This window comes from Clostridium sp. HCS.1, assembly GCF_047900555.1.
Taxonomy (GTDB): Bacteria; Bacillota; Clostridia; order Clostridiales; family Clostridiaceae; genus Clostridium.
Genome location: NZ_CP170704.1, coordinates 577424 through 598320 on the forward strand (window position 1 = coordinate 577424; position 20897 = coordinate 598320).

The following is a 20897-nucleotide window of genomic DNA, read 5'->3' on the forward strand; positions in this document are numbered from 1 at the left end:
GAAAAATACATTATAGATATAATTGACAGTAAGTTTTAGGGGTGTTAGAATAATATTGTTCTGTAAATGATTACAAAATATAACTTTAAGGATAGTGATTCAATGAGTAGTTTTAAAGATGTATTAGAAGAAAATCCAGTTGTAGCTGCTATAAAAGATGAAAAGGATCTTGAAGTAGCATTAGAAAGTGATCTAAAGGTTATATTCGTTTTATATGGGAATATACTTAATATGAAGTCAATAAGTGACAAAATATCAAGTAGCAAAAAAATAGGTATTATACATGTGGATTTAGTAGAGGGTCTTTCTAGTAATGAATATGCTTTAAAGTTCCTAAAAGAAAATACAAGCTTTAAGGGGATAATAAGTACAAAGCCACAGGTATTAAGAAGTGCAAAAAAACTTGGGTTTATAGTTATTCAAAGGATTTTTATGATAGATAGCTTATCTAAGGAAAATATGAAAAATCACTTGGTTAAGGAATGTGATGCTATAGAAATTCTTCCAGGACTATTATTTAAGATAATTAAAGAGATTTCGTCTACTTTGGACAAACCTTTAATATCAGGGGGATTAATATCTGAAAAAGTAGATGTATTAGAATCATTAAAAAGTGGAGCAACGGGAATCTCCACCACTAAAAAAGAAATATGGTATATGTAGAAGAGATTTGGAGATAAACTACATAGAACTGTTAAGGCAGTTTTATGTAGTTTTTTATTATGATTATATTTTAATTAAAATATAAAAATTATTTAAAGGGGAGAAAAAACATGCAAGCTTATTTTTCTGAATTCATTGGTACTCTTATTTTAATTCTACTTGGTAATGGTGTTGTTGCAAACGTTGTCTTAAGAAAGACAAAGGGTAATTCATCAGGATGGATTGTTATTACAGCAGGATGGGGGTTCGCTGTAGCAGTAGCAGCTTATATTACAGGATGGATGGGTGGCGCTCATTTAAATCCAGCAGTAACTATTGGTCTTGCAGCCTCAGGATTATTCCTATGGGATAAAGTTTTAATGTATATTGTTTGCCAAATGCTAGGTGCTATGGTAGGTATGCTTATAGTTTATGTTAACTACAAATTACATTATGATGAAACAGAAGTTGGAGAAGATGTTAGAGGTACTTTCTGTACAGCTCCAGCAATAAGAAGTAACTTGTACAATTTTATTTGTGAATTTACTGGAACTTTTATACTACTTATAGGTATAAGAGGAATAACTTACAGTGAAGTGTCTAAAGTAATACTTCAAGGATCTGGAGGAGAAATAGTAGGAACAGTAGGAATAATGGGATCTTTCTTAGTTGGTATTTTAGTATGGGGAATAGGTTTATCATTAGGAGGAACTACTGGTTATGCTATAAATCCTGCTAGAGATTTAGGACCTAGAATAGTACATGCATTTTTACCAATGAAAAATAAAATTGATTCAGATTGGGGATATGCATGGATACCAGTAATAGCACCTATATTAGGAGGAGTATTTGGTAGCTTAGTTTTCGATTTTATTTTAAAATTATAATTATAATAGATGAAGGAGTTGGGATTTATGAAAAAATATATTATAGCTTTAGACCAAGGTACTACTAGTTCAAGAGCAATAGTTTTTGATAAGGAACAAAATATATTAGGAGTAAGTCAAAAAGAGTTTACTCAAATATATCCTAAAGAAGGATGGGTAGAACATGATCCATTAGAAATTTGGGCAACTCAATATGGAGTTCTTCAAGAAGTTATAGCAAAAACTAATATTAGCCAAGATGAAGTAGCAGCAATAGGAATTACAAATCAAAGAGAAACAACAATAGTATGGGATAAAAACACTGGGGTTCCAGTATATAATGCTATAGTTTGGCAATGTAGAAGAACAGCAGAAATATGTGATAATTTAAAGGCTAAGGGGTTAGAGGGATATATAAAAGAAAATACAGGCTTAGTTGTTGATGCGTATTTTTCAGGAACTAAGATTAAATGGATATTAGACAATGTAGAAGGAGCAAGAGAAAAAGCTGAAAGAGGAGAATTATTATTTGGAACTGTAGATACATGGCTTGTATGGAAGTTAACAAATGGAAAGGTTCATGTTACAGATTATACAAATGCTTCTAGAACAATGCTTTATAATATAAAAGATTTAAGATGGGATGATAAGATTTTAGAAGAATTAAATATTCCAAAATCTATGTTACCAGAAGTAAGAAATTCATCAGAAGTTTATGGATATGCTAATCTTGGAGGAAAAACAGATGTAAATGTTCCTATAGCTGGAATAGCAGGAGACCAACAATCAGCCTTATTTGGACAAACTTGTTTTGAAAAGGGAGAAGCTAAAAACACTTATGGTACTGGATGTTTCTTACTAATGAATACTGGGGATGAGATGGTTGAAAGTAAAAATGGACTTTTAACTACTATAGCAATAGGCTTAGATGGAAAGGTTCAATATGCTTTAGAAGGTTCTGTTTTCGTTGGGGGAGCAGTAGTTCAATGGCTTAGAGATGAATTAAAATTAGTTAATGATTCAGCAGATACTGAATACTTTGCAACAAAAGTTGATGATAATGGAGGAGTTTATATAGTTCCAGCTTTCGTTGGACTAGGAGCACCACATTGGGATATGTATGCAAGAGGGGCCATTTTTGGTTTAACTAGGGGAGCAAATAGGAATCATTTAATTAGAGCTGCATTAGAATCAATAGCATATCAAACAAAAGACCTTATTGATGCTATGAAAGAAGATGTAGGAACAGAACTTAAGGGAATAAAAGTAGATGGAGGAGCAAGTAGAAATAAATTCTTAATGCAATTCCAAGCTGATATATTAGGAACAAATGTAATAAGACCTATAATATCAGAAACTACAGCTTTAGGAGCTGCATGCTTAGCAGGACTTGCAGTAGGCTTCTGGAAGGACAAAGAAGAAGTTAAAAAGTTCTGGCATATGTCAGATGAATTTGAGCCAAAGCTAGATGCAGATAAGGTTAGCAAGTACTATAATGGATGGAAAAAAGCTGTTAAGAGATCTCTAAGATGGGAAGAAGAATAAGATAAAATGGGTTGCCTAAGGGCAACCTTTTTTTAATGCATAATGCATAATTGATAATGAATAATTAAGGAATAAACTCCTTTCGGAGTTTATAGAATATAGAAAAGGAGTTGAAATAATGAAAGAGAAAAATTGGATTGTATCAATAGTATCCTGGATTTGCAAAAAGAATAGTTTCAATTAAACTCATTTCTTTATTAAGGATGTTCTTTAACTAAATCCCCATTATTATCATAATACTTATAAGTATAAGTGTAGGCATCTTCATTATCATACTTACATTGAAGGTATTAATATAAATATTAGAAATAATACAAACACTCACTTTATATGAACTAATTAATTGATAATATTTTTTATATTAAAAAATATTTATTTTCTTTCATTAATAAAAGTTCCAAAAACACATAATATAAATCCTATGAATGATATTATTAATCCTAAAGCAGAGGCACTACCAGAAGAAACTAATATTAATGAAATTCCCAATAAGATAGTAGCAATACCTAACAAAATTATTTTCAATTCAATATCCTCCTTAATTATATATTTTTCCGTAAAATATAGTTACAAATAATCTTATATTTAAATTATATACAAATAATGGGAAATTATAAATGATATTTACCATTAAATTAAAAAACTTAATTGTTTCATTTTTTCATGCTGATTTTGCTTCAGCAAAGAAGCTCTTCATTCTTTCATTTTCCGAAACTCAGCAGGAATTTTTACATCAATTATACATTATTAATTATGTATATCTTGTTCTACTAAATAAATATCAAAATAAAATAATAATAAGAAATTAAAGAGGGGTGTACATTAAAAGATGAAGTACAAATTCGATTTTTTATTATTAGAGTTTAGAGATATATACTACCTTTTAAATAAGATATGGAAGGAGGAAGATGTTAGAGTAATTAATTCAATGCTAATAAAACTAATAAAGGAAGTAATTATTACAGCTCATTTAAAGAATAATATTTTTTATAATACAGAAAATACCATAGAAGAAAATATAGATTTATTATATAAGAAAAATCTACTTACCTATGATTTAAAGAGATATATTATAAATTATTTAGATGAATTAGATTATTTTAAGGAATCTTTAAGTGTATCAAATCGTGACATAGAGGAATATTACGAGCTTATAAAAAATCAAGATTTCATTTATGAACTTTGTGTATGGTTAGTTACAAAGTCTGGGGAAGAAGATTACTCTTTATTTATAAATAAGCTAAGTGATGAAGAACAGGAGATGTTTAATAAATATATTAATTTAAATCTTGAAAAGGATGATGAAGAAGATAACTTAGTTAATTCTTTTGAAATAGATGGCTTAGGGGATTTTGACGGTGAAGATACAGAAAAAGAAGATACATCTGCAGAAGAAAATTTGCTTTCTGGAGAATTATATTATTTAGGTAAAAATGTAGACAAGGATTATTATAAGGCTAAGGAATACTTTGAAAAGGCTGCTAAGGATGGAAATGAACATGCAGAAAGCTACTTAGGACTATTTTTTGAAAAGGGATATGGTGGGGAAAAAGATATTAATAAAGCATTATATTGGTATAAGAAAGCTGCTTTAAAGGGAAATATTTTTTCGGAGTATTCTTTAGGTTTTATTTATTATGAAGGTGAAGAAGTTGAACAAAATTTAGATTATGCTTTTAAATGGTATAAGGAAGCAGCTGAAAAGGGTTTTGCGCCAGCTCAATATGCTTTATCTTATTTATATAAAAATGGAGAGGGTTGTGAGAAGGATAATATTAAAGCATATTATTGGTTAGAAGAATCAGCTGATAATGATTTTGAGGATTCTTATTATATTTTGGGACAATCCTATTTAGAAGGTAATAGTATTATAGATACAAACTATAAGAAGGCCTTCTTTTATTTATCTAAGGGAGCAAATAAGAAGGAGATGAATTGCTTAGAAAGTCTTGGAGATATGTACTATTGGGGCTTATATGTGAATGAAGATAAGGAAAAGGCATTTTCACTTTATAAAGAAAGTATAGATGAAGGTAATATAAATCTTTATTATAAACTTGGAAAGTTATATGAGGATGAAGGTAATATAGAAGAAGCACTATTAAATTATAAAAAAGGTCATGAAAATGGAGATATTAATTGTACTCAAAGATTAGGTGTTATGCATTTAAATGGGGAAGGGGTTAAGGAAAATAGGGAAAAGGGGCTAGAGTATCTTAAAAAGGCAGTTCAATTTGGTAACTCTAACAGTTTATTTATATTAGGTGTAGCACTTTTAAATAAGGACAGAGAAAAAAGTGAAAAATACCTAATTGAAGCTTATAGAAAAGGTTCATCTCAAGCAGCTAGTATTTTAGCTAGAGAAGGTATCAAGAATTATTTAGAAAAGAAAGAAGTAAATGAAACAGAAATTTTAGCTTATGTAAATAAAGCTATGGAAAATGGATTGCCTATTGGAACATATTATTATGGATTACTAAATCTTTATGGAATTGCCATGGATAAAAATTATGAAATGGCTTTTATTCATTTCATAGATGCAGCAGAGCATGAATGTAATGAAGCTACTTTATGTATAGCAAATATGTACAAGAATGGAGTATTCTTAGCTAGGGATATAGAAGCAGCAATTAGGTGGTATGAAAAAGCAGTAGAAAAAGTAAGTGTAATAGGAATCCTATCACTTATTGAAATATATGAAAGGGGTATTGGAGGAAAGGAGGATCATTTAAAAGCTTTTGAAGGAGCATTATTTTTAAGAAAAATAGATATAGTTGAAGGTAACTTAAAGCTAATATCTTATTATTACAAAGGTATAGGTGTGGAGGCATCAATAGATGAAGGTAATAAATATATAAATGAACTTCTTAAATTAGATGAAGGAAAGGCATATGTTATCTTAGGAGAATTATGCGAAGAGGGTTTACTTGAAAATAAAGAAAAAGCTATAGAATATTATTTAAAAGCAATTTCTTTAGGAGAATTAAATGGGTATTCCAATTTAGAATATTACTTATATAGAATAGGAAGAGATATAAAGGAATATGAATTAAAGGAGGATGATAGAAGGTTAGAAAACCCTAAGAGTAAATATGTTTTGGGAATGAGTAAAATTAATACAGGAAGAAAAACTAAAGAAGAAGACCTAGTATGTGAAGGGACTAATCTCTTAGTAGAAAGTGTATATAAGGGGGTATATGAAGGTATAAATGATTTAATAAAGCTTTATTCAAGGGATAAAAGTATAGAAGGAAGAATTAATTTGAATAAGTTTAAAGAACTGAAAGTTTATTACAATATATAAATATATGAATTTAATTTATTTGTTAATAATAGCAGATTTTTATATTAAATTATAAAATAAACAAGTCAAAATATAAGGAATTATCAATAAAGCAAATAATGTTAAAATTTTATTTCAAAAATTACAAAAAATATTGAAATAAAATTATAAACGTGTATAATATAATATAAAGAGTATCTAAAAGGAAATTTACAAATGAATCAGGAGGATCAATTATGGAAGATAATATGGAAGTAATAATATTTGAAATAATAAGTCAAGGTGGGACAGCAAAGGGACTAGCGTATGAAGCTTTAGAAGCTGCTGAAAATGGAGACTTTGAAAAATCAGAAGAATTATTAAAGGAAGCTGATGAATGTTTAAAAGAAGCTCATAAAATACAAACTGGAATAATACAAGCAGAAGCAAGAGGAGAAAAAACAGAAGTATCCGTATTATTTGTACATGCCCAAGATCATTTAATGACAGCAATAGAAGCAAAAACATTAATTGAACACATAATTAAGCTTCATAAGAAGTTAGCAGAAAGATAATAAATTTAATAAAAGGAGGTATTTGGGTTTATGAAGAAGGTTTCTCCAGTAAGTCAGTTACAAGGAAAGAAAACGGACTATGATATACCAACCTTTAGTTTTAAAAGTGCAATAATTATTTTATTAGGAGCAATAGTTGGGAATATTTTTTTCCCAATGTTGTTAACAAGTTTTGGTGCAAGCACTAATTTTAGTGTAATGATTGGGAATACTTTTATAACTAGTTTGACACTAGTTTTTGTAAGATATTTTATTGAAAGTAAAAAGGGATTTTGTAAGGGCTTTTGGCTAAGTTATTTATTTTTCGGAATCTCATTTGGAATTATATCTTACTTATGGAAGTACTTAAATTTTTTCGTATAAGTCTCGTATAAGTCTTAAGTAAACGTTTGAAAATTAAATAAAAAATGGAGGTATTATTTATGAAAATTTTATTTGTTTGTTCACAAGGGATGTCAAGTGCTATAGCAGTAAATGCTTTAAAGAAAGAAGCACAAAAAAATGGAGTGGAAATGGATGTTAAGGCCGTAAGTACTCAAGAATTCGAAGAGGAAATTAAGGCTGGTTATGATGCTGCTATGGTAGCACCACAAATTAGACACCGTTATGAATATTTAAAAGCTTTTGCTGATGAAGCTAATGTACCATGTACATTAATTCAACCACAAGCATATAGCCCATTAGGTGGACCAAAGCTATTTAAACAAGTTAAAGAACTTATGGAAAGCAAATAAGCTGATATAAGTTTCGATATAATAAATATATTTTTAAGGGGGAATTTTAAATTATGGGTAATTTTGCCGATTTTTTAGACAAAAAATTATCTACGCCTATGGCAAAACTAGCAGAGCAACGTCATTTACGTGCTGTGCGTGACGGTATTATAGCTACTTTACCATTAATCATTGTTGGGTCATTTTTCTTAATACTTGGAAACCCACCACTACCAGAAAGCTGGGGGCTTTACCAATTTTTAAAGACTAATGCTGCAACTATAGTATTACCATTTAGAATGACAATGTACATTATGACATTATATGCTTGCTGGGGTATAGGTTATAGCTTAGCTAAATCTTATAAACTAGATGGAGTTACTGGAGGTACATTATCTGCAGCAGCATTCTTATTAACTTTAGTTCCAAAGAGTGCAGCAGCTTTAGCTCCTGAACTTATGGAAATAGTAAAAGGAAATCCAGATTTATTAAAATGGTATCAAGGTGTACCACAAGGCTTCCAAATGCCTATGGCAAATATGGGTGGAGGCGGAATGTTCGTTGGTATTATAGTATCAATATTAGCAGTTGAAATATTTAGATTTACTAATAAGAGTGGATTTAAGATTTCAATGCCTGAACAAGTTCCAGCATCTGTTGCTAGAAGTTTTGAAGCATTAACACCAGCTGCAATTATAGTTTTATTAATTGGTTCAATAACATATTATGTAGGCTTTGACTGGCATGGATTTATTGGAAAGTTAGTTGCACCACTTGTATCTGCAAGTGATAGCTTACCAAGTGTTTGGATATTAGCTATACTACAAGACTTCTTCTGGTCCTTTGGTATTCATGGTGCATCAGTAGTTGGATCTATTGCAAGACCAGTATGGTTAATATTATTAGAACAAAACTCAGCTGCAGCAGCTGTAGGAGCTTCTTTACCAGCAATAGCTGCAGAACCGTTCTATCAATGGTTCTTATATATTGGTGGATCAGGATGTACTATAGGTTTAGTTATAGCTTTAACATTCTTTGCTAAATCAACTTATGGTAAGCAAATAGGAAGAGTTTCATTAGTACCTGGAATATTTAATATTAATGAACCAATAGTATTTGGTGCTCCAATAGTATTAAATCCAACATTAATTATACCATTTATTATTACTCCGTTAGTTACAGGAACATTAGCATGGTTTGCTACACTAGCAGGTTTAGTAGATAGGGTTATACTCGTAGCACCTTGGACATTACCAGGACCTATAGGAGCTTACTTAGCAACTGGTGGAGACTGGAGAGCAACGGTATTAAATATAGTTTGTATTTTAATATCAATAGTAATATACTATCCATTTGTTAAAATGTATGATAAGAAATTATTAGCAGAAGAACAAGGCGAAGCTTTAGAAGAAAGCTTAGTTGGAAATAACAACTAATAATGTATATATAAAATAAAGATTTATTGGTGTAATTTAAATTACACCAATAAATTAATTTAGAAACTCCGCAAGGAGTTTTTTCATTAAGTTTATATTTTTTATTTCAGATAAGGATTTTATTTTAAAGTATGAGGTGATTTCAATGGGAAAGTTAGGAATATCAATATATCCAGAAAAGACAAGTGATGAATTAATTTATAATTATATAGATTTAGCAAGTAAATATGGCTTTAGTAGAATATTTTCTTGTTTACTTTCTGTAGATGATACAAGAGAAAATATAAAAAATAAATTTAAGAAGATAAATGATTATGCTAAAGAAAAAGGCTTTGAAATTATAGTAGATGTAAGCCCTAGAGTCTTTGATGAATTAGGCATTAGTTATAAAGATTTAAGCTTCTTTAAAGAAATAGGAGCAGATGGCCTAAGATTAGATATGGGATTTACAGGTTCAGAAGAATCTTTAATGACTTTTAATGAATATGGTCTTAAAATTGAAATTAATATGAGTAGCAATACTAATTATATAGATACAATAATAGATTATATGCCAAATAAAGATAATCTTATAGCTTGTCATAATTTCTATCCACATAGATATAGTGGTTTAAATTTTGATCATTTTATGAAGTGTACTGAAAGATTTAATAAGTATGGACTTAGAACAGCAGCCTTCATAACTAGCCAAAATGAAAATACCTTTGGACCATGGCCAGTAACAGATGGGTTACCAACTTTAGAGCTTCATAGAAACTTACCAGTTGAGGTACAAGCTAAACATTTAATAGCATTAGGAAATATAAATGATATTATAATTTCTAATTGCTATCCAAGTGAAGATGAAATGAAAAAGCTAGGATCTATGAGAAAAGATATGGTAACTTTTGATTTACAACTTGTAGATGGAGTTCCTGAAATTGAACAAAAGATATTATTTGAAGAAATGCATTTTAATAGAGGAGATTTCTCAGATAATTTAATTAGATCAACTCAAAGCAGAGTTAAATTTAAAGGACATAATTTCAAATTATTTAATGCTCCTGAAATAATAAAAAGAGGAGATGTAGTAATTGAAAGTAGTGAATATGGTCACTATGCTGGAGAATTACAAATAGCTTTAAGTGATATGATAAATAGTGGTAAGTCAAATGTAATTGGACATATTAAGGAAGAAGAAATATTTATTTTAGATTATATTAGACCATGGCAAAAATTCAATTTTAATTTAATTAAGTAAGGTGAAGTTTATGTATTTTTTAGGTGTTGATGGTGGAGGAACTAAGACTTGTTTCACTTTAATAAATAAAGATGGAAATGTTATTAGTAGAGTTATTAAAGGACCTTCACATCCTACTCAAATAGGCTTTGATAATTTAGAAAAGCTTCTTAGAGAAGGATTAGAAGAAATCATAACTAATAATAATATTTCTTATGAAGATATTGAAAGAGTAACTTTAGGTTTAGCTGGGTATGGGATTGTAAAAGAAATTGCAGAAAAAATAGCAGAAATAGTAGAGAGAGTATTTAAGGATATTAAATATGATTTAGTAAGTGATGTAAGAGTTGCAATAGCAGGTGCTTTAGCTGGTGAAGATGGAATTAATATAGTAGCTGGAACTGGCTCTATAGCTTTAGCCTTAAAAAATAATAAAATTATAAGATGTGGAGGCTGGGGATATACAGTAGGTGATGAAGCTTCAGCATATTGGATAGGGAAAAAGACTATAGCCTTATTTAGTAAAGAAAGCGATGGACGTGTAGAAAAAGCAGCCTTATACGAATTAATAAAAAATAACTTATCTCTAAGTAAAGATGCTGAAATAATATCTTATGTAAATGATAAGATAAAAGGTGATAGAAGTGAAATAGCAAAGCTGTCTAGAATCTGTTCAGAAGCAGCTAAATTAGGTGATGAGGCAGCAATGTCAATATTTAATGAAGCTGCTGTTGAAATTACTGAAATGATAAAAACATTATTAAGAAACTTTGGTAAAGAACAAGTAAAAGTATCCTATACAGGTGGGGTTTTTAAAAGTGGGGAATTAATACTTAATCCTTTAAGAAGCATGTTAGAGAACTTAAATGTTCAATTAATAGAACCTATACTATCTCCAGACCTTGGAGCATGCCTTCTTGCATATATAAATGCAGGATATGAAGTTAATAAAGAATTTTACAATACAATAGTAAACAATAATTAATAAAATTAAATAAAATATAGGAGCTGTTGCGACAGCTCCTATATTTTATTTAATTTTAAAACGTATATCTTCTTTGAATTTTTTACGGCTTGGATTGCCTTCAACTCTCCAAATTTTATTGCGGGTTAAGTCATACACAACAGACCAAACAGTATCAGCATTAGTCTTTCTATTATACTGACACATAAATCCATATTTACCACTTAATATATCCATAGCAAAATCTACTGAATATTTCTCAGGGTTATTTACTAAAGCATATCTAGCAGTTTCATATCTATCCTGTGAACGCCAATCATCTATTTCTGTATTCCTATATTCATACATTTCACTACTATTAAAGCTATTTGCAGTAGCAACAAAGTCTTCTCCATCTCTTGGAGTTATTACAACAACCTTTTCACAATTACATTCTACTACAGCTATATCACCAGTTTTATCTGCAAGGGTAATAGTTTGTTGTGATGCAATTGGAATAGTCTTAAGAGCTTCAATTGCCTCAGTAGTAGTTTTACATTTTTCAAGAAGATATCTAACAAGGATTCCAGCATTAAAGCCTGGCTTCCAGACCTTAGGATATATAAAGGTTAAGCCTACAGCAAGTCCTTCTTCATTAACACCATCCTCCATTTGAACGAAGGCGGTAGTATTTCCATTAAAGGAATAACAATTATCTAAATTATAAAGACAGTTCATATATAGCTTCTCTAAATGTACTAAAAAATCACTATTTCTTGCAAATAAAATTTCATCCCCATTACTGATGGCAAAGGAAGTACACTTATTATCAAATTTAAAGCAATACATACTAAATAGCATTCCACATAAGTACTCAAAGGAAATTTCATTTCCTTCAGCAATTCCTCTAACTTCATCAACTATTTCAGGATATAATTCTTCAAATATTGCCATGCAGTCTCGGCCAAATTGAATTCTTTCTTCACCAACATGATATGTAGGGCAATTATCTAACTTCTTTCCATTCTTATTAAGTAATGCACCCCACTTATAGCCTGCATCATAATGGGTTCCTTTAAATCTTCCATGATACATATATTATCCTCTCCCATTCATAATAGTTTATCTCTATACCTCTAACTTCATTATAGGTAAATAAAAATTTATATTCAACAACTATAAAAATTCATGATAAATAGTATATTCTTTGAAAGGACAGATACATATTACATAAATTTCTTTATTAAAAATAAGCATAATATTTATGGAGATATAATATAAATAATTAAGAATAATCGTTTCAAAGTTACTATAAAAATAAAGAAATGATTTTTCATAAAATTGTAAGTATTTACATAAAATTATTTTTATTAGGGGGAAATAATATGGGTACTTTTACAGATTTTTTAGACAAAAAATTATCTACACCTATGGCTAAACTAGCAGAACAAAGGCATTTACGCGCAATACGGGATGGTATTATTGCTACATTACCATTAATTATTGTTGGATCATTTTTCTTAATAATTGCAAACCCTCCATTACCAGAAAGTTGGGGACTTTATAAATTTTTAAAGGCTAATGCTGCAAATATAGTATTACCTTTTAGAATGACAATGTATATTATGACCTTATATGCTTGCTGGGGAATAGGTTATAGCTTAGCTAAATCTTATAATCTTGATGGGATAACAGGTGCAACTTTATCAGCATCAGCATTCTTATTGACACTTGTTCCAAAGAGTGTAAGTGCATTAGCACCAGAACTTATGGAAATAGTTAAAGGTAATGCAGATTTATTAAAATGGTATCAAGGTATACCACAAGGCTTCCAAATGCCAATGGCTAATATGGGAGGCGGGGGAATGTTTGTTGGTATAATTGTATCCATATTAGCTGTTGAAATATTTAGATTTACAAATAGAAGTGGATTTAAAATTTCAATGCCAGAACAAGTACCAGCTTCAGTTGCTAGAAGCTTTGAAGCATTAACACCTGCAATAATTTTAGTGCTATTAGTTGGATCAATAACTTATTATTTAAAATTTGATTGGCATGGAGTCATATTAAAATTAGCAAGTCCTCTAGTATCAGCTAGTGATACACTATTAAGTGTTTGTATATTATCATTTTTAAATAATTTCTTTTGGTGCTTTGGAATTCATGGAGCCTCTATAGTTGGATCAGTAGCAAGACCAGTATGGTTAATGCTATTGGATAAGAATCAAGTAGCTGCAACAGCAGGAGAAGCTTTACCAACAATAGCAGCAGAACCTTTCTTTCAATGGTTTGTATATATTGGAGGATCAGGATTAGGCTTAGTGTTAGTACTATTATTATTTGCAAAGTCTACTTATGGGAAACAATTAGCTAGAACAGCTATTGTGCCTAGTATATTTAATATAAATGAACCAATTGTATTTGGTGCACCACTTGTATTAAATCCAACTTTAATAATCCCATTTTTAATAATTCCATTAGTTAATGCATCTATAGCATGGATTGCTACATCACTAAATTTAGTTTCAAGAGTTCAAATACTTGCACCTTGGACTTTACCAGGGCCTATAGGAGCATATTTAGCCACAGCTGGTGATTGGAGAGCAGTAATTTTAAGTATAGTATGTATAATAATTTCAATGATAATTTATTATCCATTTATGAAAATGTATGATAATAAGCTTATTAAAGAAGAACAATCTGAAGCGTAAATTAATAAGATATAAAATAAATTCCAACAAGCTTTCTTGTTGGAATTTATTTTATTTTAAATCCTCATTAGAAAAATATTTAAAGGTTGCTAAAAATCCTAATAGCGAAATAAAAAGGATAATTATAATTGATAATAAAATGGGATATCCTTTGGAAGCAAGAGAGCCTTTAACAAGAAAGAATGTAGCAGTCCAAGGATAAAGAGCAGCAAGATTTTGGTTACTTATTGCAGCACTTCCCATTACTATAGCTGCTGAAATAACCATAGGAGCAACAAAGCCCTTTGTTTTCATTGCTAAATAGGAAAAGGGAGTAGCTGTGAAAAATACTAAAACACCACTATATAGGAATTTCATTAACCAATTAAGGGATACAGTAAGGCTAAACTCACTAATAGTAAATATACTATGATAAATTCCAGAGAATAATAAAATTCCAGCCCAAGTAATTATATTAATAAGTAAGGTTAAAAGTAATGTAACAGCATATTTACCTATAATTAGCTTTACTCTTGAAATAGGAATAGGTAATACTGTTTTTAAAGTGTTATCTAAGTACTCTCGGCTAAAGATATAACTAATTATAGCAACACAAATCATCATATTCATAAGTAGCATGGCATATAAAAGACTATTATCATAAATATCACTAAGAGTAAAAATACGCTCAGGATATTCAAAATGAGTTTGAATAGCTTCTATTAGCATCATAGCTGGTACAGCAAAGGCTCCAATAATGCATAAAATAATAATTTTTGAATTCTTTAGCTTTTTCATTTCACAAGATATAAGGTTAAGCAATACCCCCACCTCCAATTAAGTTTTCAAAATAAGCTTCTAAGGTTTCTTTGCAAGGATTAAGCTTAGTAACAGAGATACCATTTTGAACTAAGGACCTATTTATATCACTTATACTTTTATTGCTATCATAAATATAGATATTATTATCAATAATAGAGTAATCCTTAATAGAAAAGTTATCTTTCAATATCTTTTCTGCTGATTTAGTATCTGATACTGTTATTTCAATATAATGTTTTAGTTTATCTTGTAATTCTAAGATATTAACTTCTTCAATTAATTTTCCATTATTCATAACACCAATAACATCTGCAATTTGTTCTATTTCACTTAAAACATGACTTGATATAAAAATAGTAATCCCTTTTTCATGACTTAGCTTTAATAAAAAGGAACGGATTTCTGATATTCCTATTGGATCAAGTCCATTTATTGGTTCATCTAAAATAAGAAGCTCTGGGTTATGCATAATAGCAGCAGCAATACCAAGTCTTTGCTTCATCCCTAAAGAAAAATTAGAGAAGGTCTTTTTTTCTTCTGTGTGGAGTCCAACAATTTCAAGGGCTTCTTGAACTTCTTTTTTAGAAATATTACCATGTAATTTAGCTAATATATTTAAATTATCCCTAGCAGTAAGATTTTGATAAAAACCAGGAGTTTCAATAATTGAGCCTATTTTTTTATAAAGATTGTTATTTCTAAAATCCTCTCCAAATAAATTAATATTTCCATTTGTAACTTTAATAAGTTTTAGCATCATTTTCATTGTTGTTGTTTTTCCAGCTCCATTTCTACCAAGTAATCCATAAATTTTACCCTTGGGAACATGAAGATTTATATTATCAACAACAGTAGAATTGCCATATTTTTTTGTTAGATTTTTTGTTTCAATAACATATTCCATATCTATACTTCCTTTCAATTTTTTTTTAACTTCAGTACAAGTTATAATTTAATTATTAGAGCACAGTATAAAAAGCACAAGAAACCTATTATCACAACAAGAAAAAAGCCATGACACTTATAGTGTCAATGGCTTTTTTAAAGGCTTTAGAAGGTAATTACTATTTACTATTTTTAATTAATAGTGCCATCTTAGGCATTAAGAATAGAAAGAGAAATATTGTTACATAGGGCTGACGAGAAGCTGCAAAAAAAATTATGGATAATGAGTGCCATGTAATTGATATAGATTTCAATATGCTAAACTTCTTTTTATCATCAAAAAATTGTAATATTATTTCTGTAGTACCTATCAAAGACATTACAATAATTAAAGTATAATAAATAATACGAATTGAGGTAGGGGATTTAGTATATTGAAGTAAGTTTACAGAATAAATATACCCATCAATCTCTTGTCCATAGAAGGGTAAAAAGATATAGGCAAGAGCCATTAAATCTAATATTCCAAATATAAGGCTAGATAGCTTGCTTATATTTGATTTATTTTCACTTTCAGCAACTTGAATTAATTCATTATTTGAAAGTAATTCATCTATTGAAACTGAAAAAATCTTAGAGATATTTTTTAGAGACTCAATGCTTGGATAACCTTTGCCACTTTCCCATTTTGAAATAGCTGTTCTTGAAACATATAGCCTTTCTGCTAGTTGTTCTTGAGTCATATTATGTTGTTTTCTTAATTCCTTTAATTTTTCATTAAACTCCATATTATATTCTCCATAGTATTAAATTTATTTCTTTTATAATAAGATCTCCATAGTATTTAGATAATTATTTTTTCTTTGCAATAAGTAAAAATCTATGGATATTTCCTTGAATTACTCCATCCTTTTCTAATAACTTTTGTGCATTAAATAAATTTTCTAAGCTATCCTTTACTGTGAAATTTGGGAATTCCCATTCTATAATATGAGCAAACCAAACAATTGCACCAACATCAAAAAACTTAATAGGTCTATAAGCTTCTTGTCCATCAATTATTGTAAATCCAGATTTTTTAAATTTCTCAGTTGTAATATTAAGGTATTGCTCTGGAAAAGGTAATTCAGGAACATTAGTAAGAAGTAATTCTACCAATTCTCTATCGTTTTCTGCACCTACTTGTTCTGTAATAAATATTCCACCTGATTTCAAAACACGATAAATATCATTCGGATTAAAGTCTCCATGTCGATTAATTACCACATCAAATTGCTCATCTTCAAAGGGTAAAATGCTGCTACCATCTGCTTCTCGAAAATCTATTCCTAATGGTAATAATGTTTCTTTACAAAGTTGCACATTTGGAGCATATCCCTCTGTTGCACTTGTTCTTTTATTTGAATGGTTTAAGGATAGAAGAAATTCACCACCACCAGTATCTATATCAAGTAAATAAGTTTCTGGCTTTATATAACTTTCGACTATTTCTTTGTAATCCCATGGAAGATCATTTTCTTCTTCATATTTGCCATGGATGTGTGAGAAATCCCATCCTTTTATATGGGCTACCTGTTCTTCTTTTAACCAATTTTCAACTAAATCTTTTTTATTCATTTTATCTCCACCTCAACATTCTTTTATTACTATAGGTTGTCTTCACTTATAAGAGATTAAAAAAAATTATTAATCTTTAATTTAATTTTACACTAAAAAAGATAAAAACAAGAGTAAAATGGTATATATAGATAAAATTGGGGATGTTATATATGAAAAAAATAATAAATATAATATTATGGCTAACTATACTACAGATAACAAGAATAGGGTTTAAATCTTTAGTCTTTCTTTTCTTAGATAGAAACTTAATGATAGATGTTATAGTTTCATCAATATATATGATTATAATAATTATATTTAGCATTATTGTCATAAAGAAGAAACAACTTAAATTAGATATTTTTCCTAAGAATTTTAATTGGAAGTATATAGTAACTTCAATAATATTATTTACAATTATTTTTACAACGCCAATAATTACAAAAAGTTATTCATTATATGATATATTAAGCTTAATATATGGATCAATTATTACTGTTATATTTGAAGAAATAATATTTAGAGGCTATATTTATAAGAAAATTAGCATTATAAAAAATGATTTGTGGGCATATATAATTTCAACTATTATATTTGGAATATGGCATCTAGGATATATTGATACAGTAATGTGGAGAGCTAGTATAATATCACCAAATGCCAATATATTAAATATAATGTTTTGGAAGGTAATAACTGGTCTATTATTTGGAGCTGCTTTAGGCTTTTTTAGATATAAAAATAAAAATGTGTATTCTTCAATGTTAGCACATGCATTACTAAATACATTTGGTAGATAAGGAATAGTATATAATTAATAAAAATATTGTTTTTTATTGTATAATTACAGAAAGATAAATATAACAGAACTTTATATTTATTTATAATATAAACTAAGTAATTTATATAAGGTGGTGAAATATCATGAGTGAAAACAGTTTTTTTAGTAAAAGTAATAGCATTAAGATAACACATAGTATCCTATTTATAGTTACAGCAATGTATATATTAGAATCTATATTTATTAGAGGATTATTCACTAATGTTTATTTAGCTTTAATAAATATGGGATTAAGCATTATTACACTTATAATATCAGCTATAAAGAAAGAATATAAATTAGTAATTATTGATTTTATTATTCTTATAGGAACTGCAGTAATATTTACATACTTAATATATCTTTAAATATTATAATTAAATTAAAATTAATAAAAGTTCACTCCTGTTATACTAACAAAGAAAGTAACAAGAAAGTGAACTTTTTATATTATAATTGATATCATAAAATCAAATTCTTATAAAAATAGTTAATTACATAATAGGTTGCAGATACAATAAGTTTATCTTAGAGAAATTTCATTATGAAATATAACTTGAAAAGTATACCATACTTAGAATATCTATATTATAATTAAATAATAAAATGTCATTAAAGCTTTAATATAATTATTAAATTGAACTGTTATATAAGAGCTGAAATGTGAATTTAATATATATATTATAAAAAGATTAAATTATAGGAGGATAAAATGGAGTTATTGCTTAAGATTCTTATTAGTTATTTTGCTTTATACATAGTTATTTTATTTCATGAATGGGGACATTCATTTTTATATTGGAAATATGGTTGTAAGGATAATTGGATGAAGGTTACTGTAAAGCCATATCTATTCTTTTCTACACCAAGGCCTGTAGATGAAGAAAAGGCAGGAGAGTTATCAGATAAAGAAAATTTATTAATTTCTTATGGTGGGATTATAGCGAATTTTATATTTTCAATATTAGGATTTATACTAATTTCACAATTCTCTATAAATAATAGTTATATAAATTTATTTATACATCAATTTATTTCTTTAAATTTAGTAGAAATAATTACTTATTTAGTTCTTGGAAATATATATTTAGTTAGTGATATGAAGGGAATTGCTGAAATAAATCCTAAGTTAAGACCAGTTAATTTTTTCTTAGGAGTAATTATAGCTATCTTTTATTTTAAATATTTATTAGAATTACCTAAAAATATATTGGGAATTATTCTTATCTTTAACTTAATAGTTATCATTTGTATGGGATTAGGCAGAATAATATTTACTTATATATATTCAAAAAAATAATTATAAATTAGAAATGCTAAGAGATATATAAGGGGAGAGGGTAAAATGAGAGATATAATAACAAGAAGATTGATATTAAGACCTTGGCAGCTTAGTGATAGTAAAGATTTATATGAGTATTCTAAAAGTGAATTAGTAGGACCAAGAGCTGGATGGAAGCCACATAAATCAGAAGAGGAAAGCAAAGAAACAATAAAGATGTTCATAAAAAATAATGATTCTTATGCTATAGTGCTAAAGGAAGAAAACAAGGTGATTGGTGGAATAGGCTTACATAAAAGAAAGCCAGATTCTTCTTTGAAAGCTTTAAAACAGAGAGAAATTGGTTATGTGTTAAATCCTAATTACTGGGGAAATGGATATGTTCCAGAAGCAGTAAAAGCATTAATAGAATATGGATTTATGGAGATGAATTTAGATTTAATATGGTGTGGTCATTTTGATTTCAATAGTAATTCTAAAAGGGTTAATGAAAAATGTGGCTTTAATTATAAATTTACCAAAAAAGAAATATTAAAATCCTTAGATAACATGGAAGTTAATGTTCTATATTACAATATTTTAAGAAATGAATATAAAAAATTATAAATTATATAGCATAGGTGAAAGAACATTTATTAGTTGTATATGGAGAAAATGAGATATACAATGTGATAATATGGATAATTACTTATTAAAAACTTAAGAATTTTAATATAAATAAGTTATAGGATTAAATTGGAAAATAGTAAATATTTTTAATAAAGAATATATATGTTTATTTTTTATTAAAATTTGATATAATATAAATAAGAAAAGCTTATTGGGCCAACACTAAGCAATCCTTAGAGCATTTGTTTTGTTTTAGGGCTATTGGATAAATTTGTGATATGAATTTAAGAGTTAAAAGCACTATTCTTTGTGGGATGGGTGCTTTTTCTCTTTGCCATTAAGTTCTATGTGAAGACCAATAAATTTAATCTTAATTATTAACTTAGATACAAAAAGATTATGTTTTAAAACTAATTTAATAATATAAACAGAAACACAGCTTTTTATAATTAATTCTATCATATACAATACCACCCCCTAACCATGATGAAATATTCACCAATAGTCCAAGGGGATAAAATGTTCAAAACCCTCGTAGCCATCCACTACGGTATTTCTAAATAACACTTTAGAATTATACCATAATTATGTAGAATATATACAGAGGAATAAAATGGAATATTATTACTGCAACTTTAATAAAGAAGGATACTAAATACAAAAATTAGAAAATTGACTTCTCATGAATTTGTAAGTGGTATTTTAGCACCTTATTACTTTCATTTGTGTTTGGATTAGCTTTAACATTACTTCAAAGAAAAAAAGATTTATTATCAGAGCAATGATTGCACATGGATTATTTAATTTAATTCTATTTTGTTTTAATGGATTTCAATATTAAATTATAAATCACTGTAGTAAAATTGATATTACTTTGAATTGAACAGTGTATAGATTTTAAAGAAAAATAATATCTAGAAGTGGGAGCCATTTCCTTTAGTGCTGAAAGAGTGTCAACACTATGTTGCGTCGACTTGGAGCTTGCGAGG

The 20897-nt window shown here is 28.4% G+C and carries 22 protein-coding genes; 15 read left to right on the plus strand and 7 right to left on the minus strand.

The window, feature by feature from the left end; genetic code table 11:
- Positions 1-102 precede the first annotated feature (102 nt).
- The 3 genes from ACFYH6_RS02810 (at position 103) to glpK (ending at position 3053) form a co-directional block, all read left to right on the plus strand.
- Positions 103-663, plus strand: coding sequence for a glycerol-3-phosphate responsive antiterminator (locus ACFYH6_RS02810; RefSeq protein ID WP_316342974.1), 561 nt, complete (start codon positions 103-105; stop codon positions 661-663).
- 110 nt (positions 664-773) lie between these two features.
- Complete coding sequence (locus ACFYH6_RS02815) at positions 774-1529, plus strand: MIP/aquaporin family protein (RefSeq protein ID WP_416179194.1); 756 nt, start codon at positions 774-776, stop codon at positions 1527-1529.
- Positions 1530-1556: 27 nt separating this feature from the next.
- Positions 1557-3053, plus strand: coding sequence for a glycerol kinase GlpK (gene glpK, locus ACFYH6_RS02820; RefSeq protein WP_416179193.1), 1497 nt, complete (start codon positions 1557-1559; stop codon positions 3051-3053).
- 372 nt (positions 3054-3425) lie between these two features.
- Here the strand turns inward: glpK and ACFYH6_RS02825 are convergent, their stop codons facing one another.
- A complete protein-coding gene (locus ACFYH6_RS02825) occupies positions 3426-3578 on the minus strand; it encodes a hypothetical protein (RefSeq protein WP_416179192.1) in 153 nt (50 codons plus the stop codon).
- A gap of 304 nt (positions 3579-3882) precedes the next feature.
- Here ACFYH6_RS02825 and ACFYH6_RS02830 point away from each other — a divergent pair, with 304 nt between their 5' ends.
- From ACFYH6_RS02830 to ACFYH6_RS02860, 7 genes are all read left to right on the plus strand, one after another.
- Positions 3883-6357 (plus strand): SEL1-like repeat protein, encoded by a 2475-nt coding sequence (locus tag ACFYH6_RS02830; RefSeq protein WP_416179191.1) that lies wholly within the window; start codon positions 3883-3885, stop codon positions 6355-6357.
- Positions 6358-6572: 215 nt separating this feature from the next.
- The gene (locus ACFYH6_RS02835; RefSeq protein ID WP_316342960.1) at positions 6573-6890 is read left to right on the plus strand and encodes a PTS lactose/cellobiose transporter subunit IIA; all 318 of its coding nucleotides are present in this window, start codon (positions 6573-6575) and stop codon (positions 6888-6890) included.
- A gap of 30 nt (positions 6891-6920) precedes the next feature.
- Positions 6921-7253: a hypothetical protein gene (locus tag ACFYH6_RS02840; RefSeq protein ID WP_316342961.1), complete on the plus strand. Its 333-nt coding sequence runs from the start codon at positions 6921-6923 to the stop codon at positions 7251-7253.
- A gap of 59 nt (positions 7254-7312) precedes the next feature.
- Entirely contained in the window at positions 7313-7624 is a 312-nt protein-coding gene (locus ACFYH6_RS02845) for a PTS sugar transporter subunit IIB (RefSeq protein WP_416179190.1), read from the plus strand.
- Between the two features lie 53 nt (positions 7625-7677).
- Positions 7678-9039, plus strand: a complete 1362-nt coding sequence (locus ACFYH6_RS02850) for a PTS sugar transporter subunit IIC (RefSeq protein ID WP_416179189.1) — start codon at positions 7678-7680, stop codon at positions 9037-9039.
- Between the two features lie 145 nt (positions 9040-9184).
- Positions 9185-10279, plus strand: coding sequence for a DUF871 domain-containing protein (locus ACFYH6_RS02855; RefSeq protein ID WP_416179188.1), 1095 nt, complete (start codon positions 9185-9187; stop codon positions 10277-10279).
- A gap of 10 nt (positions 10280-10289) precedes the next feature.
- Entirely contained in the window at positions 10290-11243 is a 954-nt protein-coding gene (locus ACFYH6_RS02860; RefSeq protein WP_416179187.1) for an N-acetylglucosamine kinase, read from the plus strand.
- Positions 11244-11288: 45 nt separating this feature from the next.
- Here ACFYH6_RS02860 and ACFYH6_RS02865 read toward each other — a convergent pair whose 3' ends face one another.
- Positions 11289-12296: a C45 family autoproteolytic acyltransferase/hydolase gene (locus tag ACFYH6_RS02865; RefSeq protein WP_416179186.1), complete on the minus strand. Its 1008-nt coding sequence runs from the start codon at positions 12294-12296 to the stop codon at positions 11289-11291.
- A 290-nt stretch (positions 12297-12586) separates the two neighbouring features.
- Here ACFYH6_RS02865 and ACFYH6_RS02870 point away from each other — a divergent pair, with 290 nt between their 5' ends.
- Positions 12587-13912 carry a PTS sugar transporter subunit IIC gene (locus tag ACFYH6_RS02870; protein ID WP_416179185.1) on the plus strand — a complete coding sequence of 442 codons (1326 nt, stop codon included), beginning with the start codon at positions 12587-12589 and terminating at the stop codon, positions 13910-13912.
- Between the two features lie 51 nt (positions 13913-13963).
- On the opposite strand, the gene ACFYH6_RS02875 is transcribed toward ACFYH6_RS02870, so the two are convergent.
- From ACFYH6_RS02875 to ACFYH6_RS02890, 4 genes are all read right to left on the minus strand, one after another.
- A complete protein-coding gene (locus ACFYH6_RS02875) occupies positions 13964-14713 on the minus strand; it encodes an ABC transporter permease (RefSeq protein ID WP_416179184.1) in 750 nt (249 codons plus the stop codon).
- A complete protein-coding gene (locus ACFYH6_RS02880; RefSeq protein ID WP_416179183.1) occupies positions 14706-15617 on the minus strand; it encodes an ABC transporter ATP-binding protein in 912 nt (303 codons plus the stop codon). The genes ACFYH6_RS02875 and ACFYH6_RS02880 overlap by 8 nt, the downstream gene beginning before the upstream one ends.
- Before the next feature lie 160 nt (positions 15618-15777).
- Positions 15778-16386 (minus strand): helix-turn-helix domain-containing protein, encoded by a 609-nt coding sequence (locus ACFYH6_RS02885; protein WP_416179182.1) that lies wholly within the window; start codon positions 16384-16386, stop codon positions 15778-15780.
- 64 nt (positions 16387-16450) lie between these two features.
- A complete protein-coding gene (locus tag ACFYH6_RS02890) occupies positions 16451-17215 on the minus strand; it encodes a class I SAM-dependent methyltransferase (protein ID WP_416179181.1) in 765 nt (254 codons plus the stop codon).
- 152 nt (positions 17216-17367) lie between these two features.
- Here ACFYH6_RS02890 and ACFYH6_RS02895 point away from each other — a divergent pair, with 152 nt between their 5' ends.
- The 4 genes from ACFYH6_RS02895 (at position 17368) to ACFYH6_RS02910 (ending at position 19905) form a co-directional block, all read left to right on the plus strand.
- Complete coding sequence (locus tag ACFYH6_RS02895; protein WP_416179180.1) at positions 17368-17997, plus strand: lysostaphin resistance A-like protein; 630 nt, start codon at positions 17368-17370, stop codon at positions 17995-17997.
- A 124-nt stretch (positions 17998-18121) separates the two neighbouring features.
- The gene (locus ACFYH6_RS02900) at positions 18122-18385 is read left to right on the plus strand and encodes a hypothetical protein (RefSeq protein WP_416179179.1); all 264 of its coding nucleotides are present in this window, start codon (positions 18122-18124) and stop codon (positions 18383-18385) included.
- 344 nt (positions 18386-18729) lie between these two features.
- The gene (locus ACFYH6_RS02905; RefSeq protein ID WP_316345622.1) at positions 18730-19317 is read left to right on the plus strand and encodes a hypothetical protein; all 588 of its coding nucleotides are present in this window, start codon (positions 18730-18732) and stop codon (positions 19315-19317) included.
- A 45-nt stretch (positions 19318-19362) separates the two neighbouring features.
- The gene (locus tag ACFYH6_RS02910) at positions 19363-19905 is read left to right on the plus strand and encodes a GNAT family N-acetyltransferase (protein ID WP_416179178.1); all 543 of its coding nucleotides are present in this window, start codon (positions 19363-19365) and stop codon (positions 19903-19905) included.
- Positions 19906-20208: 303 nt separating this feature from the next.
- Here the strand turns inward: ACFYH6_RS02910 and ACFYH6_RS02915 are convergent, their stop codons facing one another.
- Positions 20209-20370, minus strand: coding sequence for a hypothetical protein (locus ACFYH6_RS02915; RefSeq protein WP_416179177.1), 162 nt, complete (start codon positions 20368-20370; stop codon positions 20209-20211).
- Positions 20371-20897: the final 527 nt, after the last annotated feature.

What these genes read in the sequence shown, in the direction of transcription:
- ACFYH6_RS02815 (WP_416179194.1), top strand. Translation starts at nt 774, where the DNA reads ATGCAAGCTTATTTTTCTGAATTCATTGGTACTCTTATTTTAATTCTA.
- ACFYH6_RS02835 (WP_316342960.1), top strand. Translation starts at nt 6,573, where the DNA reads ATGGAAGATAATATGGAAGTAATAATATTTGAAATAATAAGTCAAGGT.
- ACFYH6_RS02905 (WP_316345622.1), top strand. Translation starts at nt 18,730, where the DNA reads ATGGAGTTATTGCTTAAGATTCTTATTAGTTATTTTGCTTTATACATA.
- ACFYH6_RS02860 (WP_416179187.1), top strand. Translation starts at nt 10,290, where the DNA reads ATGTATTTTTTAGGTGTTGATGGTGGAGGAACTAAGACTTGTTTCACT.
- ACFYH6_RS02855 (WP_416179188.1), top strand. Translation starts at nt 9,185, where the DNA reads ATGGGAAAGTTAGGAATATCAATATATCCAGAAAAGACAAGTGATGAA.
- ACFYH6_RS02865 (WP_416179186.1), bottom strand. Translation starts at nt 12,296, where the DNA reads ATGTATCATGGAAGATTTAAAGGAACCCATTATGATGCAGGCTATAAG.
- ACFYH6_RS02850 (WP_416179189.1), top strand. Translation starts at nt 7,678, where the DNA reads ATGGGTAATTTTGCCGATTTTTTAGACAAAAAATTATCTACGCCTATG.
- ACFYH6_RS02895 (WP_416179180.1), top strand. Translation starts at nt 17,368, where the DNA reads ATGAAAAAAATAATAAATATAATATTATGGCTAACTATACTACAGATA.
- ACFYH6_RS02915 (WP_416179177.1), bottom strand. Translation starts at nt 20,370, where the DNA reads ATGATAGAATTAATTATAAAAAGCTGTGTTTCTGTTTATATTATTAAA.
- ACFYH6_RS02845 (WP_416179190.1), top strand. Translation starts at nt 7,313, where the DNA reads ATGAAAATTTTATTTGTTTGTTCACAAGGGATGTCAAGTGCTATAGCA.
- ACFYH6_RS02880 (WP_416179183.1), bottom strand. Translation starts at nt 15,617, where the DNA reads ATGGAATATGTTATTGAAACAAAAAATCTAACAAAAAAATATGGCAAT.
- ACFYH6_RS02840 (WP_316342961.1), top strand. Translation starts at nt 6,921, where the DNA reads ATGAAGAAGGTTTCTCCAGTAAGTCAGTTACAAGGAAAGAAAACGGAC.
- glpK (WP_416179193.1), top strand. Translation starts at nt 1,557, where the DNA reads ATGAAAAAATATATTATAGCTTTAGACCAAGGTACTACTAGTTCAAGA.
- ACFYH6_RS02910 (WP_416179178.1), top strand. Translation starts at nt 19,363, where the DNA reads ATGAGAGATATAATAACAAGAAGATTGATATTAAGACCTTGGCAGCTT.
- ACFYH6_RS02890 (WP_416179181.1), bottom strand. Translation starts at nt 17,215, where the DNA reads ATGAATAAAAAAGATTTAGTTGAAAATTGGTTAAAAGAAGAACAGGTA.
- ACFYH6_RS02885 (WP_416179182.1), bottom strand. Translation starts at nt 16,386, where the DNA reads ATGGAGTTTAATGAAAAATTAAAGGAATTAAGAAAACAACATAATATG.
- ACFYH6_RS02810 (WP_316342974.1), top strand. Translation starts at nt 103, where the DNA reads ATGAGTAGTTTTAAAGATGTATTAGAAGAAAATCCAGTTGTAGCTGCT.
- ACFYH6_RS02900 (WP_416179179.1), top strand. Translation starts at nt 18,122, where the DNA reads ATGAGTGAAAACAGTTTTTTTAGTAAAAGTAATAGCATTAAGATAACA.
- ACFYH6_RS02830 (WP_416179191.1), top strand. Translation starts at nt 3,883, where the DNA reads ATGAAGTACAAATTCGATTTTTTATTATTAGAGTTTAGAGATATATAC.
- ACFYH6_RS02870 (WP_416179185.1), top strand. Translation starts at nt 12,587, where the DNA reads ATGGGTACTTTTACAGATTTTTTAGACAAAAAATTATCTACACCTATG.